Origin of the sequence: Aliivibrio sp. S4MY1 (genome assembly GCF_028765545.1) — a bacterium.
In the GTDB taxonomy this organism is placed as follows: domain Bacteria; phylum Pseudomonadota; class Gammaproteobacteria; order Enterobacterales; family Vibrionaceae; genus Aliivibrio.
In genome coordinates, this window is record NZ_JARACP010000004.1 from 261,063 (window position 1) to 276,915 (window position 15,853).

Here is a 15,853-nt window from a genome sequence, read left to right on the forward strand (position 1 = left end):
ACCCCAAATTTGAAGAGAAAAAGGAAATAAGGGGTAGGTAAGTTAGCCGATTTTCCCTGTATCAATGAGTTGCTGTAATAGAGGACGAATGATTAATTCCATTGCAAAACTCATCTTTCCACCAGGAACCACAAGCGTGTTATGGCGAGACATGAAAGATCCATCAATCATGGCAAGTAGATAAGGGAAATCTACATTGCGAATACCTCGAAAACGGATCACCACAAAACTTTCATCTAAACTTGGAATGCCTTTGGCGTTGAGTGGGTTTGAAGTATCAACTGTAGGAACGCGCTGAAAGTTAATATGCGTACGAGAAAACTGTGGCGTGATGTAGTTGAGATAATCGTCCATTGAGCGAACAATTGAATCCATCACCGCTTCTCGTGAATGTCCACGATCACGAGTGTCTCGAACGAATTTTTGAATCCATTCCAAGTTTACAATCGGCACCATGCCAATTAATAAATCGACGTGTTGAGAAACATCAATATCGCCATCCATGACACCACCATGCAATCCTTCATAAAAAAGCACATCGGTATTATCTGGAAGATCTTGCCATGGAGTAAAAGTGCCTGGCATTTGATTAAAAGGAACGGCTTCATCAAAGGTGTGAAGATAGCGGCGATATTGTCCTGTGCCATCTAAACCATATTGGCGGAAGAATTGTTCTAGAGCCGGAAAGTCATTCGCTTGAGGCCCAAAGTAGCTGATGTGCTTACCTTGTTCTTTGGCTTTACGGATCTCAACATCCATTTCAGGACGGGTAAATCGATGAAAGCTATCTCCTTCAAGCCATGATGCTTTGATATTCATCATGTTGAACATTTTACGAAAGGCTTCAGAAGTCGTTGTAGTGCCTGCTCCGGATGAACCGGTAACGGCGATAATTGGATGTTTTGCGGACATGACAAACCCTGTCTGTGATTCTTGGCATCAAAGCCTAATAGCCAAGATGTTATAACAGGGTTGCATTAAATGATACGTTATCGTTTGAAATTTGTGATTGATTGAAAATGATTATTCAAATTCATGATTGGTGAGATTAGGATTAAAACGGGCTTTGGTTTGAATATCGACCGTTTCATGTAATTCTGAAAAAACCACCATCGCTTCACCATTTTTTAGCAATACTTTTATTTGGTCTACTTTCTCTTGATGGCTTATCTCAATTTCACCGTAATCCGTCCCTTCACGAAGTACAAATTCGGAGATCAAATTTTCTAGTGTGTCTGGTGCAATGTCTTGCCAAGGAATGATCATACTGCTTATCTCATCCGTTTAATGAATAGCCATGAGTGGCGTTGAAATTATAGAACGTGTTGGAACCACTGATTTACCGTCGTCTCTAACCAGAAGTTTGGTTTGGTTAATGAACCAGTAATAAAACCAACGTGGCCACCATGCTCTGTCAGTTGATAGTGTACACAGTTAGGCAAAGGATGAGTAGGGATCACGGCTTCTGTCATGAATGGATCGTCTTTAGAGTGAATGATCCGAGTTGGGATATCGATGTTTTCTAAAAACTGTAAACCGCTGCATTGTTGGTAATAGTCTTGTGCATTTTCATAGCCGTGCATTGGGGCGGTGAGTAAATTATCAAATTGCAGTAAATCAGGAATGGCTGCGATCATCTCTTTATTTAAGCCAACAATCGCCTTTCGGCTGCCATTGATTTTTTTTATGCTATTGGTTTTCAATGAGCGTAATAAGTAGCTCTGATAAATTCGTGAAAATCCTTGCTGAATACGCTCCGAGCAAGCACTTAAATCAAGTGGGGCTGAGATAACCGTCGCGGCATTGAGTAAGGTGTTAGTGCGATATTTGGCGAGATAATTAACCAACATATTACCACCAAGAGAGATCCCTGTTGCGACTTTGGTTCGTTCAGGGAAGCGGGTATCAAGCATTTGGATAAAGAAGCGTGCGTCTTCGGTTTCACCAGAATGATAGGCTCTGGCTAAACGGTTTGGTACATCACTGCATCCTCGAAAGTGCATCATGACACCAAGCCAGCCTTGTTGTTTAGCGGCCGCGAGTAACCCATTTGCGTATGGGCTTTCGAAACTGCCTTCTAACCCATGAAACAAGATGAAGAGTGGTTTATTCCCCGCTTTGTTTGGGTTTTCACTCCATGCAAGATCAACAAAATCCCCATCGGGTAATTCAAGACGCTGCCAATAGGCATTAAACAGTGGGTTTCTGCGTATCAATCGTGGCAGAAGCGTTTGAATATGAGCGTTGGATAAGCCCTGTGCTGGTGTGAAATTGTCTATCATCTTTAGTTACTCAGTCGTGATGTTAGTTTCTAGCGAAAGAAGCAGGGAGCTTGCGTTTAATCTTGAGCAATACTCACTTAATAAGCTCTGTGACTTCTCTGTTGTTTTTATTTGTAATGGAATACGTAGTAACGCGCTGATGAGATCGTTTTGTTGTTGTTTTTCTATTTGAAGTTCAAACCGTAATGCGTCTTGATAGAGGGTTGGATCTTGAGCGTTTTTGATTTTTTTTCTTAACTGCCGATAGGTTTGAAGCAGTTCGTCACTTTGGCTAAGCGACACTTCAAGACACGAAAAGTGAGAGGGTGAAAAGTAGATATTAAATGAATCGAGCCAAGTAAGTAGCAAAGCAAGATTAACGTTACCATGATGCTTATCTTGCAGTTCTAATGCGGCTTGTTGTACGCCCTGTTTCTTGTAGTGAGAGAGCGAGAAAAACCAAAAGGCTTCACTGGTAAGTAAAGCCTTTTGTGATGTACTGATAGACGTATTACAGCTGAGCGGCATTCTCTTTTTCTTCAATTTGCTCTTGAAGATCCATCCATTCCATCTCGACTTCTTCAAGCTCTGATTTTGCAGAGGCTTGAATAGCTAATACTTCGGTTAAGCGTTTTTTGTTTTCAGCTTCATATAATGAAACGTCACCAAGCTCTTCTTCTGCTTTGCTTAATGCTTCATTGAGCTTATCCATTCGAGTTTCAAGCTTAGTTACTTCTTTACGCAATGGTGCAATTTGCTTTCTGAACTCCGCTTCTTTACGTTTCTGCTCTTTTTTATCAGCGGCGCTTAAGCTGGTTGAAGTGCTTGGGCTGTCTTGTTTATCTTGTTGAAGTTGCTCTTTGCGCTCGTTTTTGTTTTGCTCTGTTAGCCACTTATAGTAATCGGTTAAGTCACCATCAAAAGGGATGACTTGGCGATCATGAACTAAGTACAGATCATCTGTGGTTGCACGAAGTAGGTATCTGTCGTGGCTGACGATAACCATTGCGCCTTCAAAGGTTTGTAGTGCCATGGTTAAGGCTTGACGCATATCCAAATCAAGGTGGTTGGTCGGTTCATCGAGTAGCAACATGTTTGGTTTTTGCCATACAACAAGTGCTAATACTAAACGTGCTTTCTCACCACCAGAGAACGGACCAATCTTCTCTAATGCTTTTTCACCTTGGAAACCAAAGCTGCCTAAGTAATCTCGCAGTTGTTGTTCGGTGTGATTTGGGGCAATTTGCATAAGGTGTTGCAGAGGGGTTTCCTCTACGTGCAGTGTTTCTAATTGGTGCTGTGCAAAGTAACCAATTTTCACGCCTTGAGAGTAGTTGAAAACGCCACTTTGTGGGGCTAACTCGCCAGACAGTAATTTGATTAGTGTTGATTTACCAGCACCATTTCGACCCAATAGACCAATACGACTACCCGGAACTAGGTTTAAACGAATTTGCTCTAGAATGGTGTTGTTTTCATAGCCTGCACTCACTTCATCCATCATTAGAATTGGGTTTGGTAGTGCATCTGGCTCTCTAAAGTTAAAGCTGAATGGGTTGTCTAACTGTGCTGGTAGCACTTTTTCCATTTTCTCTAACGCTTTAATACGGCTTTGTGCTTGGCGCGCTTTTGACGCTTTATAACGGAAGCGGTCAATGTATGACTGCATATGCGACATGTTCTTTTGTTGCTTTTGGTATTTAGCTTGTTGCAGTACCAGTTTCTCAGCACGTTGCACTTCAAATGACGAGTAGTTACCTGTGTATTCATTTAATTGTTGGTTCTCAACATGAATAATACGGTTGATAACAGGATCAAGAAAATCACGGTCATGAGAAATCAACATTAAGGTGCCAGGGTAGTTTTGTAGCCAACGCTCTAGCCACATTACAGCGTCTAAATCTAAGTGGTTGGTAGGCTCATCGAGTAGCAGTAAATCTGAGCGACAAATTAGGGCTTGCGCTAAGTTTAAACGCATACGCCAACCACCAGAGAATTGAGTTAGATTCCATTCCATCTGTTGTTGTGAAAAGCCTAAACCGTTTAATAACTCTGCCGCACGAGAGTTAATGGTATAGCCACCAACGGTTTCTATTTTTCCGTGCAGTTCAGCCACTAGGGTGCCGTTGTCTGCTTCTTCGGCTTTTGCTAGTTGTGCTTCTAAACCACGAAACTCACGATCACCATCGATAACGTAATCAATCGCTTTGCGCTCTAAAGCTGGTGTTTCTTGAGCTACCCACGCCATTTCCCAGTTATGAGGAACACGGTTCGAACCGGCATCAACACTTAACTCGCCCTTGATGAGAGCAAAAAGAGTGGATTTACCACAGCCATTTTTTCCAACTAACCCGACTTTGTCACCAGGGTGAATGGTGGCAGAGGCTTGTTCTAATAAGGGCTTTCCGCCACGAAGTAATTGAATGTCTGAAAACGTAATCATGCTGTGGTGTGCTTCTCTTTGTTGGAAAAATAGTGAATACGAGGAGCATAGTAGGCGTAAGCGTGAAGATTGTCGATATAGAAATAGTCTGTATGATGGAGTAAAAGCCCCATTTAAAATAATAAGAAGAGACGTCTAAAAAGGAATTTATGACTCAGTTACCTAGAATATTAGTGATCCTCGCTCATCCTGATCCAGAACACTCGGTTGCCAATAAGGCGATCCTATCCGCTTATCATGATTTATCCCATGTCACCGTGCATGATCTCTATGCGCATTACCCTGAATTTTTTATTGATGTTATTTATGAGCATGAGCTTCTTGCCCAACATGACATTATTGTATTCCAGCACCCGCTGTATCTTTACTCATGTCCAGCTTTACTAAAAGAGTGGATGGATTGCGTATTAGGGAAAGGGTTTGCTTATGGCAATGGCAGTGCTTTAAAAGGAAAACAGTGGCGCAGTGTGATTACCGCAGGAGGCATTGAAGAGGCGTTTTCTGAGACGGGTTATAATCAACATACGATGGATGAGATTTTAATTCCTTTTAAGATAACCGCCGCCTTGTGTCAAATGGAATGGTTGACGCCATCTGTTCAATATTGGGCTCGAAGAATCACAGTAGAAAAGCGTCAGCAGTTTATTGATGATTATCGTGCGTGGTTACAAAACCCCAAAGGAGATATCTAATGGCAGGAGAGTGGTTACATACGAGTTCGATTTTCTTAGCTGCTGCCGTGGTGACGGTCCCTTTAGCGCAGCGATTTGGTTTGGGTGCGGTGTTGGGGTATCTGTTAGCAGGTATTGCCATTGGCCCGTGGGGGTTACAGTTAATTTCTGATGTGGATGCGATTTTGCACTTTTCAGAATTTGGCGTGGTGTTGCTGCTCTTTTTGATTGGCTTAGAGTTAAACCCAAATAAATTATGGAAGATGCGAAAACCCATTATTGGTTTGGGTGGTAGCCAAGTGGTGCTTACCTCTTGTGTTATTACCGCCGCGATGATGTTTTACGGTCTGGCTTGGCAGGTGAGTGTGGTGATAGGCATGGGCTTAGCCTTGTCTTCTACCGCGATAGCTTTGCGAGTGATTGAAGAGAGAAAATTATCGGCATCAGAAAGTGGTCAATCGGGCTTTGCAGTATTGTTATTCCAAGATATTGCGGTGATCCCGATGCTTGCTGTGTTGCCTGTGTTAGCAGGAGGGGCGAGTGGTAATTGGATGGATGGCTTGTGGATACTGGCTGGTGTTATCGGTATTTTTACGTTAGGCCATTTCTTATTAAGACCACTATTTAGCTACGTTGTAAAAAGTGGTGCTAGAGAGTTATTTACCGTAGCTGCCTTATTATTGGTCATTGGCGTTTCTGCTGCGATGAAACAGTTGGGATTATCGATGGCGCTTGGGGCTTTTCTTGCTGGGGTATTATTGGCGGAAAGTGAATTTCGTCATGAATTAGAAGTGGCGATTGAACCCTTTAAAGGTTTATTACTTGGGCTGTTCTTTATTGCTGTAGGGATGTCGGTTAACTTAGGCTTATTACTGCAATACCCATTTGAGATACTGGTTGCTGTGATGATATTGGTGTCATCAAAAGGTTTTCTACTTTATGGCCTAGCTCGATTATTTGGTACCCAAGCGAAAGCCCGCAGTCAGATGGCGATGATTTTAAGTCAAGGTGGTGAGTTTGCATTTGTGTTATTTACGGCAGCGCAAATGGAAGGGTTATTAAGTAGAGAATTGACGGCATTTCTATTAGTTGTGGTGAGCTTGTCGATGATGACGACGCCATTATTACTCATCGCTCAAGATAAATGGTTTACGAGAACACTGAATAACGAAGACGAAATACCGCAATCGGATTTTACTCATGCGACTCAGCCAAAAGTGATTATTGCGGGCTTTGGTCGTTTTGGACAGATTGTTGGACGTTTACTGTTTGCGAATAAAATTAAATTGACCATTTTAGAGAGTGACCCAAGCCAAATACGACTATTAAGAAAGTTTGGCTATAAGGTGTATTACGGCGATGCCACGCAAGTGGAGTTATTACGAGCGGCGGGTGCTGAAAAAGCCGAAGCGATTGTGATTTGTAAGACCGATCCGCAAAAAGTGATGGAGATTGTGGCGTTGTGTAAACAGCATTTCCCTCATTTGAAAATCTTAGCGCGAGCGCGAAGTCGAGTTGAAGCGTATGAGTTGTTAAATGAAGGGGTGGATCACTTTTCACGAGAAACTTTTTATGGAGCCCTTGATTTAGGCCGACAAACCCTCACATCTTTGGGTATGCACTCTTATCAAGCAAAGCGCGCCGAATCTCATTTTAAAAAGTTAGATGTTGCTATGCTAAAAGAATTGTTACCATTGCACTCAGACGACAAGGCGCTAGCTTCTAAAGCGAAAGCGGCTCGAATAGAGTTGGAAGAGATTTTTGGTTTAGAGATGGAAAGCGAACGATCAAATCAGAATGATTGGGATTAATACCAACGTTGACTAAGATTGGTACCATTAGCACAAGGATAATAACCGTGAAAAAACGATTTATTGCAGGTGCGGTTTGCCCATCATGCAGTACGACTGATACGCTACGTTGGTGGCAAGAAAGTAATATTGAATATGTCGAATGTGTGGAGTGCGGCCATGTGGATCGTAAAGCACCCAAGTCGATAGAACAAACCAAACACGCGCAAGATGAAGTTATTGGTGTTTTTAAACCTGAATAACGGTATCTTAGCTGAAAATGAATACCATCCATTAATGCCAAGTGCATCCGGAGTTAAAATGAAAATTGAAAAGAACGTTGTAGTTAGCCTTGCTTACCAAGTAAAAACGGAAGAAGGCGTAGTTGTTGACCAATCAACAGTTGAAGCTCCTCTTGATTACTTACACGGCCACGACAATCTGATTGTTGGTCTTGAAAAAGCACTTGAAGGCAAAGTTGCTGGCGATAAATTCAGCATCACTGTTGCTCCAGAAGAAGCTTACGGCGAGCACATGGATGAGATGATTCAACGTGTTCCTGCTGACGTATTCCAAGGTGTTGATCAAATCGAAGTTGGCATGCGTTTCCTTGCTGATACAGACCAAGGCCCAATCCCTGTTGAAGTAACTGAAGTTGATGGCGACGAAGTGGTTGTTGATGGTAACCACATGCTTGCTGGCCAAACGCTAGACTTTGATGTTGAAGTAGTAGCACTACGTGAAGCGACTGAAGAAGAAGCGGCTCACGGTCACATTCACCAAGAAGGCGGCTGTGGTGGTCACGATCATGATCACGAAGGCGGTTGTTGTGGTGGCGAAGGCCATTCTCACGATCATGAGCACGAAGAAGAGCACGTATGTTGTGGTAAAGGCAACTGCGCTAAGTAATCTTAAGAGCAGGATTCAGATCGCTGCGCTTAAAGACGCTATGCTAAAGGGCGGTCTTCGTCCTTAAGAATTGAGAAGACCACAGGTATTGAGCCTGTGGTCTTTTTTTACTAGAAACTATAAGAGCGTGTACGCTTATAGTTGTGAATATTACTATCAATATCTGTGCTTTTGCTTTTATAGGAGCGAAGCGGTCTAGTTAGCAAAGCGTATAGCCTCTAGTTTCTAGTTTCTAGTAATGCGGTGGTGGTGTCTCTTCTGACGCATCCGCCATATTCGATGAATCCATCGTCTTCATCTTACCGACCATGAACTTCATTTGAACTTGCATATTCGTGATCAGTAATTGTTGTTGTGATAAGGCATCGTTTAACTCATCAATGGTTTGCTCTTGGAATGCCATTTTGTACTCTAAATCACTGATCTTATCTTCTAATTCTTTAATATCTGTAGTCATTATTCTATCAACCAAGCTTGAGCTATTCCGGCTGAGGTAGCAGAAATGACTCGTTGTTTTTTATCAATGGCGACATCATACACTACCGCTGTTGGTGGGCGTGCATCTTTTAATGGTTCAGAGCGCCATTGTTCTTGCTTCTTACCTGATAAAGTGTCCCATAACATGACACTACCAGAGGGAGAGCCTGTCATTAAATAATGGCCATCGTCACTGAAACGAGCACTAGAGAACACTTGTTGACGCGCAAAGGTACGTAGCTTAGATATTTTCTCACCCGTTTTTAAATTCCAGATAAAGGCTTCATTTCCACCATCTGCGGTTAAGGCATATCTGCCATCCCGTTGTAGTGCGATACGACTTACGCGTTTCTCATGCTCAAAGGTATGTAATATCTGACCTATTGTCGTATCCCAAAAATAAGCAAAATGGTCATTACCACCTGATAAAGCAAATTTCCCATTGGCTGAGAGAGCAACAGAATTGACCTTTTCTCTATGAGCGAGGAACTCCAAACGGCGGCCAGTCGCTAAATCGATATAGATAGCCTTGCCATTGGATAAGCCAAGCAAGATTTGTTGACCATTACTCGCAATGTCAATATCTCGAATAATGCCATCAGAGATAGACCATAATCCTTCAGAAATTCCCATTCCTAAATCCCAAACCGCAAAATTGGTTTGTGTTGCGGTAACCGCAAAACGAGAATTATCGGAAATGGTAATATGAGAAACCGTTGAATCGTGCTGATCTTGAGCGCCAAAATAGGTAAGCTCTTTATTGTCAACTAAGTCCCAAAAGTGTAATCCGCTTTTCGTTTCACTGTCAGTATTAATGGCATTAGAGCCTTTTTTTACGAAGAACAGCCCGAAACGAGCGTCGCGACTTAACGCGAAACTTGTCGTACCTTGGGTGGCAACTTCCCAGCGCTGTTGGTCTGAATTGCTAAAGAAACAGCCTGATAATGTCAGCGTAATGACAAAAATTGCTATGTATTGAGATATAGCGCGCATCAAATTGAACTACTCGTTTGTAATGTGTCTATAACTACTAGTATATTGTGCTGAAGTATATTTCTCACCTTTATCTAAAGAATTGAATAAGAAATTGAGGCAAGACCTCAAATAATCGGAGTTTTGAAATGAAATCTATCTTTAAAGTATCGTTACTTGCTGCAACTGTTGCATTTGTTGTTGGTTGTCAAAAAGAAGAAGCACCAAAAGCAGAAGCAACTACCTTACCTGCAAAAATTGAAGCGTCAGCAGAAGGTGTAACTGCATCAACGTTTGCATCTGATGATGAAAAAGCAGGTTATGCAATCGGTGCATCACTGGCTAAATACCTAAACTCGAACTTAGAAAAACAAACAGAACTTGGTTTAGACCTTAAGAAAGCAGATGTACTTGCTGGTGTTACTGATGTGTTTAATGGCAAAGAACGCCTAACAGACGAAGAAATTCAGGTAGCGCTTCAAAACCTAGATCAGCGTGTTGCTGAAATTGCACAACAAAAAATGGCAGCTGAGTCTGAAGCAAACTTAAAAGCCGGCACTGACTATCAAGAAAAATTTGCAAAAGAAGAGGGTGTAATGAAGACGGATTCAGGTCTTCTATATCAAGTAATTACACCGGCTGAAGGTCCTAAACCTAAAGATACTGATACGGTAGTGGTTCACTACTCAGGCACTCTAATCGACGGTACTAAGTTTGATAGTTCTTACGATCGTAACCAGCCAGCGACATTCCCTCTGAATGCGGTAATCCCAGGTTGGACTGAAGGTGTTCAGCTTATGAATGTTGGTTCTAAGTACAAGTTTGTTATTCCTGCTGAGTTAGGTTACGGCGCACAAGGTAATCAAGCGATCCCTGCAAACTCTACATTGGTATTTGATGTTGAGTTACTTGAGATTAAAGATGCTGCAAAACCAGCAAAATAATTATCTCTAGAATTAAATAATCTAAACTTTGTTTTAGATCACTGAATTAGCCCCGGCACTTGCTGGGGTTTTTTATTTTCATGCAAATATTCTGATAAACTTGATGTAATTATTTTAAGTCGTAAGTCTTAACAAGCAATGTTAAGCCGACCATTTTACGTTGGTAGATTATGAATATTGAAAATATCGCAGAAGAGAGTCTATCTGAGGTGGTGTCATTTACTGAATTTGATCATCATATTCTGCGCTCTTACGAAGCCGTTGTTGATGGCATTGCGAGTTTAATTGGTAGTTATTGCGAAATCGTTCTGCATTCACTTGAAGACATCAATAAATCTGCGATTCGAATTGCTAACGGAGAAAATACAGGCCGTAAAGTGGGTTCACCTATCACTGATTTAGCGCTACAAATGCTTAAAGATATTGAGCGTTCTAAGCGTAATTTTTCTCGCTCTTACTTCACTCGTGCTAAGGGTGGTGTATTAATGAAGTCGATTACGGTTGCCATCCGTAATGGAGATGATCGAATTATTGGTTTGCTTTGTATTAATATCAACCTTGATGCGCCTTTCTCGCAAGTATTGCATTCTTTCATGCCGAGTGAGGAAGCGAATGAAGCCGCTTCAAGCGTAAACTTTGCCAGTGATGTTGATGAGTTAGTCGATCAAACGGTAAAGCGCACCATTGATGAAATTAATGCCGATAAAGAAGTCGGTAATAACGCGAAGAATAAACAGATTGTTATGGATTTATATGACAAAGGTATTTTTGATATTAAAGATGCGATTAACCGTGTTGCTGATCAATTAAATATCTCAAAACATACCGTTTATCTTTATATTCGTCAGAGAAAAACAGAGGATGGCGAGAAGTGAGTTTACGTTATGGATTAGTCGTTAATGGCTCAGCGTACGGAACTCAAGCTTCTAGACAGGCCTTTCAGTTTGCACAAGCCTTGATCGAGCAAGGTGAGATTTTAGAAAAAGTCTTTTTTTACCAAGATGGTGTGCTTAACGCTTCCTCTTTGATTTTACCTGCTAATGATGAATTCGATATTACTAAGGCGTGGCAAGCTCTGGCTAAAGCACATAATGTCGAGTTAGAAACGTGTGTTGCAGCAGCATTGCGTCGTGGTGTAATTGGTTACGAAGAAGCGGAACAAAATAAAGTCGAGCAGCATAATTTGGCTTCTGGGTTTAAACAGGCTGGATTAGGTGGATTAGCAACAGCGTTATTAACGTTTGATCGCGTTATTCAATTTTAATTCTTCACGTTCAACAGAGTAGGTTAGTAATGAATCGAATTGGATTTGTATTCCAAAGTTCACCGCACACTACGGCAAAAGGCAGAGAGGGGTTAGATGCCATTCTTGCAGCGTCAGCATACAGTGAAGACATTCATATTTTCTTTATTGGCGATGGTGTATTGCAACTGCTTGAAAATCAGCAACCAGAACAAATATTATCTCGTGATTATATCTCTGGATTTAAAATGTTAGCGTTGTGCGATCTAGAAGAAATCTTTGTGTGTCAAACCGCGTTATCAAATCGTGGATTAAAGCCAAGTAATCTAAATATTGATGTTGATGTTATTCCAAATCAACAGATTAATGAGAAGTTAGCGCAATGCGCTCAAGTAATGGTGTTTTAAATTATGCTGCATATCTTAACTAATACAGATAATTTACAAGCACTTTATCGTAAAGAATTACCGGTAAATGTAGAGCAAGATGTGTTTTTATTAACACAAGACTGCGTTTATGCAGGCATGTTGGATCATAAAGATCATTTAATGATCTTGCCTCTTAAGCAATGCTATTTTTTACAAGAAGACATGGAGGCAAGAGGTTTGAAAAGCTTAATTGGTGATAATATTCAATTAGTTAACTATTTATCTTTTGTCTCTCTTACCCAAGAATATTCCCCTGTGGTGACTTGGTAATTCGGTGCTATGAGCAAGAGAGCAAAATTATTTTTAAATTGTTTATTAATAGTGCTGTATATTTCTTGACACATATCACGTTCAGCCTTAGAATTTCGCGTCCCTATTTCCATAGGGATATAGATTTTTCAAAAGTTTTCGAACCTCTAATCAGGAGCTATTTTAATGGCAACTATTAACCAGTTGGTACGCAAGCCACGTGCAAAGCAAGTTGTTAAAAGCAACGTGCCTGCGCTAGAAGCGTGTCCACAAAAACGTGGTGTATGTACTCGCGTATATACTACTACTCCAAAAAAACCGAACTCAGCTTTACGTAAAGTATGTCGTGTTCGTCTAACTAACGGCTTTGAAGTTACTTCATACATCGGCGGTGAAGGTCACAACCTTCAAGAGCACTCAGTTGTTCTTATCCGTGGTGGTCGTGTTAAAGATTTACCAGGTGTGCGTTACCACACTGTTCGTGGTGCACTTGACTGTGCAGGCGTAAACGACCGTAAGAAAGGTCGTTCTAAGTACGGTGTGAAACGTCCTAAGTCTTAATGGAATCCGTTAAGTAAGGCCAAACACTAAATATTTGTAATTTGAAGAAACTGAAAAGTTTTGGATAACCTGAAGACAACAACGGAGAAATTCCATGCCACGTCGTCGCGTAATAGGCCAACGTAAGATCCTTCCAGATCCTAAGTTCAAATCTGAGCTGTTGGCAAAATTTGTAAACATCGTAATGGTTGACGGTAAGAAATCAACTGCTGAAAAAATCGTTTACGGTGCACTAGAATTAATGGCTGAGAAATCTGGTAAAGATCACTTAGCTGTATTCGAAGAAGCTCTTGAAAATGTTCGTCCATCGGTGGAAGTTAAATCTCGCCGTGTGGGTGGTTCAACTTACCAAGTTCCTGTAGAAGTACGTCCGGTTCGCCGTAACGCACTTGCTATGCGTTGGATGGTTGATGCTGCGCGTAAGCGTGGTGAAAAATCTATGGCTCAGCGTCTTGCTAACGAAATGTTAGACGCGTCTGAGAACAAAGGTACTGCGGTTAAGAAACGTGAAGACGTTCACCGTATGGCTGATGCTAACAAAGCATTCGCTCATTACCGCTGGTAATACCGAAGGTGCAGCAGTCCTTGCTGCACCTTACTTCTTTCTTTCCCATTTAGTAATACACTTAGCCATTATCGCTATTTCAATGCATATGCGTTGGGAAATAGCAATAATCCCTAAGATAAGAGGATACAACCGTGGCTCGAAATACACCTATTGAGCACTACCGTAATATCGGTATCTGTGCTCACGTAGATGCAGGTAAAACTACAACTACTGAGCGTATTCTGTTCTATACTGGCCTTTCTCATAAAATCGGCGAAGTTCACGATGGTGCTGCTACCATGGATTGGATGGAGCAAGAGCAAGAGCGTGGTATCACAATTACCTCTGCAGCGACTACGACTTTCTGGCGTGGTATGGATGCACAATTCCAAGATCACCGCATTAACATCATCGATACTCCTGGACACGTTGACTTCACTATCGAAGTAGAGCGTTCTTTGCGTGTGCTTGATGGCGCTGTTGTTGTGTTCTGCGGATCATCAGGTGTTGAACCTCAATCTGAAACTGTATGGCGTCAAGCGAACAAATACGGCGTTCCTCGTATCGTGTTTGTTAATAAGATGGACCGTGCAGGTGCAGATTTCTTACGTGTTGTAGACCAAATTAAAAACCGTCTTGGTGCAAATCCTGTTCCTATCCAATTAAATATTGGTTCAGAAGATGATTTCAGAGGTGTTATTGACCTTATCAAGATGAAGACCATTAACTGGAATGAAGCCGATCAAGGTATGACCTTCTCTTATGAAGAGATCCCTGCTGATATGCTTGAACTTGCAGATGAATGGCGTCAAAATCTAGTTGAAGCAGCAGCTGAAGCCTCTGAAGAACTGATGGACAAATACCTTGAAGGTGAAGAGCTATCAGAAGAAGAGATTAAAGGAGCACTACGTACTCGTACACTAAATAACGAGATCGTATTAGCAACTTGTGGTTCTGCATTCAAAAACAAAGGTGTTCAAGCAGTACTAGATGCTGTGATTGAATACTTACCTGCACCGATTGATGTTCCTGCAATCAAAGGTGTAGATGAGGATGATAATGAAGTTGAGCGTCACGCTGACGACAATGAACCATTCTCAGCGTTAGCATTTAAAATTGCGACAGACCCATTTGTTGGCTCACTAACCTTTATGCGTGTTTATTCTGGTGTTGTTAGTACTGGTGACGGTGTTTATAACTCAGTAAAACAAAAGCGTGAACGTTTTGGTCGTATTGTTCAGCTTCATGCTAATAAGCGTGAAGAAGTGAAAGAAATACGTGCGGGCGATATTGCAGCAGCGATTGGCTTAAAAGACGTAACAACAGGTGACACTCTGTGTGATCAAAATGCAAAAGTGATTCTTGAGCGTATGGAATTCCCAGAACCGGTAATTCAAATTGCAGTAGAACCAAGAACACTTGCAGACCAAGAAAAAATGGGCATCGCACTAGGTAAGCTAGCGGCAGAGGATCCATCTTTTAAAGTAGAAACTGATGTTGAATCAGGTCAAACACTGATTTCTGGCATGGGTGAGCTACACTTAGATATTATTGTTGACCGTATGAAGCGTGAATTCAGTGTTGAATGTAACGTTGGTAAGCCTCAAGTGGCATACCGTGAAACTATCCGTGGTAGCGCGGAAGTGGAAGGTAAATTCGTACGTCAATCTGGTGGTCGCGGTCAATACGGTCATGTATGGCTGAAAATCGAACCATCAGAACCAGATGCTGGTTTCGTTTTTGTAGACGAAATTGTTGGTGGTGCTGTTCCTCGTGAATACATCAGCTCAGTAGCGAAAGGTATCGAAGAGCAAATGAATAACGGCGTGTTAGCAGGTTATCCTGTACTCGACGTTAAAGCGACGCTGTTTGATGGCTCATACCACGATGTTGACTCCAATGAAATGGCGTTCAAGATCGCGGGTTCAATGGCATTCAAGAAAGGTGCGCTTGAAGCACAGCCTGTTATTCTTGAACCAATGATGAAAGTTGAAGTAACCACTCCAGAAGACTGGATGGGTGATGTTGTTGGTGACTTAAACCGTCGCCGCGGCATGATTGAAGGTATGGACGACGGCGTTGCTGGATTAAAAATAATCCGCGCTCAAGTTCCACTTTCTGAAATGTTCGGTTATGCAACATCTTTGCGTTCTGCGACTCAAGGTCGAGCGTCTTACTCTATGGAATTCGCCGAATATGGTGAAGTTTCTAAGAATGTTGCCGATAGAATCATCGCTGAACGCGGATAAAATACTCAATACCCTTGCGTCAAGAGCAATTGACGCATAAAATAGCAAATTCTGGCGCGCCTTATCACTGTTCGGTAGGGCGAATCATAACTAGGAAGGAACACGATCG

At 41.8% G+C, this 15,853-nt stretch carries 19 protein-coding genes; 12 read left to right on the top strand and 7 right to left on the bottom strand.

Annotated features, from left to right (window positions below; genetic code table 11):
* Positions 1–42: 42 nt before the first annotated feature.
* From PVK71_RS06705 to PVK71_RS06725, 5 genes are all read right to left on the bottom strand, one after another.
* Positions 43–912 (bottom strand): phosphoribulokinase, encoded by an 870-nt coding sequence (locus PVK71_RS06705; RefSeq protein ID WP_130046161.1) that lies wholly within the window; start codon positions 910–912, stop codon positions 43–45.
* A 111-nt stretch (positions 913–1,023) separates the two neighbouring features.
* Complete coding sequence (locus tag PVK71_RS06710; RefSeq protein WP_130046160.1) at positions 1,024–1,266, bottom strand: YheU family protein; 243 nt, start codon at positions 1,264–1,266, stop codon at positions 1,024–1,026.
* Between the two features lie 47 nt (positions 1,267–1,313).
* Positions 1,314–2,282, bottom strand: coding sequence for a hydrolase (locus PVK71_RS06715; RefSeq protein WP_274419116.1), 969 nt, complete (start codon positions 2,280–2,282; stop codon positions 1,314–1,316).
* A 6-nt stretch (positions 2,283–2,288) separates the two neighbouring features.
* Complete coding sequence (locus tag PVK71_RS06720) at positions 2,289–2,789, bottom strand: TIGR02444 family protein (protein WP_274419117.1); 501 nt, start codon at positions 2,787–2,789, stop codon at positions 2,289–2,291.
* Positions 2,773–4,704 carry an ABC transporter ATP-binding protein gene (locus PVK71_RS06725; protein WP_274419118.1) on the bottom strand — a complete coding sequence of 644 codons (1,932 nt, stop codon included), beginning with the start codon at positions 4,702–4,704 and terminating at the stop codon, positions 2,773–2,775. Before PVK71_RS06725 ends, PVK71_RS06720 begins: the two co-directional genes overlap by 17 nt.
* A 149-nt stretch (positions 4,705–4,853) precedes the next feature.
* Here PVK71_RS06725 and kefG point away from each other — a divergent pair, with 149 nt between their 5' ends.
* From kefG to slyD, 4 genes are read left to right on the top strand one after another with little or no spacing between them, the layout of a single operon-like run.
* Positions 4,854–5,396, top strand: a complete 543-nt coding sequence (gene kefG / locus PVK71_RS06730; protein WP_274419119.1) for a glutathione-regulated potassium-efflux system ancillary protein KefG — start codon at positions 4,854–4,856, stop codon at positions 5,394–5,396.
* Positions 5,396–7,186 (top strand): glutathione-regulated potassium-efflux system protein KefB, encoded by a 1,791-nt coding sequence (gene kefB, locus PVK71_RS06735; protein ID WP_274419120.1) that lies wholly within the window; start codon positions 5,396–5,398, stop codon positions 7,184–7,186. The genes kefG and kefB overlap by 1 nt, the downstream gene beginning before the upstream one ends.
* Before the next feature lie 41 nt (positions 7,187–7,227).
* Complete coding sequence (locus tag PVK71_RS06740) at positions 7,228–7,428, top strand: YheV family putative zinc ribbon protein (protein WP_443111717.1); 201 nt, start codon at positions 7,228–7,230, stop codon at positions 7,426–7,428.
* Positions 7,429–7,486: 58 nt separating this feature from the next.
* Positions 7,487–8,074: a peptidylprolyl isomerase gene (slyD, locus tag PVK71_RS06745; protein ID WP_274419122.1), complete on the top strand. Its 588-nt coding sequence runs from the start codon at positions 7,487–7,489 to the stop codon at positions 8,072–8,074.
* A gap of 232 nt (positions 8,075–8,306) precedes the next feature.
* Here slyD and PVK71_RS06750 read toward each other — a convergent pair whose 3' ends face one another.
* Together PVK71_RS06750 and PVK71_RS06755 are read right to left on the bottom strand one after the other, a co-directional pair.
* A complete protein-coding gene (locus PVK71_RS06750; RefSeq protein ID WP_130046152.1) occupies positions 8,307–8,531 on the bottom strand; it encodes a SlyX family protein in 225 nt (74 codons plus the stop codon).
* The gene (locus PVK71_RS06755; RefSeq protein ID WP_274419123.1) at positions 8,531–9,544 is read right to left on the bottom strand and encodes a WD40 repeat domain-containing protein; all 1,014 of its coding nucleotides are present in this window, start codon (positions 9,542–9,544) and stop codon (positions 8,531–8,533) included. The genes PVK71_RS06750 and PVK71_RS06755 overlap by 1 nt, the downstream gene beginning before the upstream one ends.
* A 128-nt stretch (positions 9,545–9,672) precedes the next feature.
* Between PVK71_RS06755 and fkpA the strand changes: the two genes are divergently transcribed.
* From fkpA to fusA, 8 genes are all read left to right on the top strand, one after another.
* Positions 9,673–10,467, top strand: coding sequence for an FKBP-type peptidyl-prolyl cis-trans isomerase (gene fkpA / locus PVK71_RS06760; protein WP_274419124.1), 795 nt, complete (start codon positions 9,673–9,675; stop codon positions 10,465–10,467).
* Positions 10,468–10,637: 170 nt separating this feature from the next.
* Positions 10,638–11,342, top strand: a complete 705-nt coding sequence (locus PVK71_RS06765) for a helix-turn-helix transcriptional regulator (RefSeq protein WP_130046149.1) — start codon at positions 10,638–10,640, stop codon at positions 11,340–11,342.
* Positions 11,339–11,731 carry a sulfurtransferase complex subunit TusD gene (gene tusD / locus PVK71_RS06770; protein ID WP_130049055.1) on the top strand — a complete coding sequence of 131 codons (393 nt, stop codon included), beginning with the start codon at positions 11,339–11,341 and terminating at the stop codon, positions 11,729–11,731. Before PVK71_RS06765 ends, tusD begins: the two co-directional genes overlap by 4 nt.
* A gap of 29 nt (positions 11,732–11,760) precedes the next feature.
* Positions 11,761–12,117, top strand: coding sequence for a sulfurtransferase complex subunit TusC (tusC, locus tag PVK71_RS06775; RefSeq protein ID WP_274419125.1), 357 nt, complete (start codon positions 11,761–11,763; stop codon positions 12,115–12,117).
* Between the two features lie 3 nt (positions 12,118–12,120).
* Positions 12,121–12,408, top strand: a complete 288-nt coding sequence (gene tusB / locus PVK71_RS06780) for a sulfurtransferase complex subunit TusB (RefSeq protein WP_274419126.1) — start codon at positions 12,121–12,123, stop codon at positions 12,406–12,408.
* A 165-nt stretch (positions 12,409–12,573) separates the two neighbouring features.
* On the top strand, positions 12,574–12,948 hold the full coding sequence (gene rpsL, locus PVK71_RS06785; RefSeq protein ID WP_005417208.1) for a 30S ribosomal protein S12: 375 nt from the start codon (positions 12,574–12,576) through the stop codon (positions 12,946–12,948).
* Between the two features lie 94 nt (positions 12,949–13,042).
* Positions 13,043–13,513, top strand: a complete 471-nt coding sequence (gene rpsG / locus PVK71_RS06790) for a 30S ribosomal protein S7 (protein ID WP_130046145.1) — start codon at positions 13,043–13,045, stop codon at positions 13,511–13,513.
* Between the two features lie 134 nt (positions 13,514–13,647).
* Positions 13,648–15,744: an elongation factor G gene (fusA, locus tag PVK71_RS06795; RefSeq protein WP_274419127.1), complete on the top strand. Its 2,097-nt coding sequence runs from the start codon at positions 13,648–13,650 to the stop codon at positions 15,742–15,744.
* The last annotated feature ends 109 nt before the right edge of the window (positions 15,745–15,853 follow it).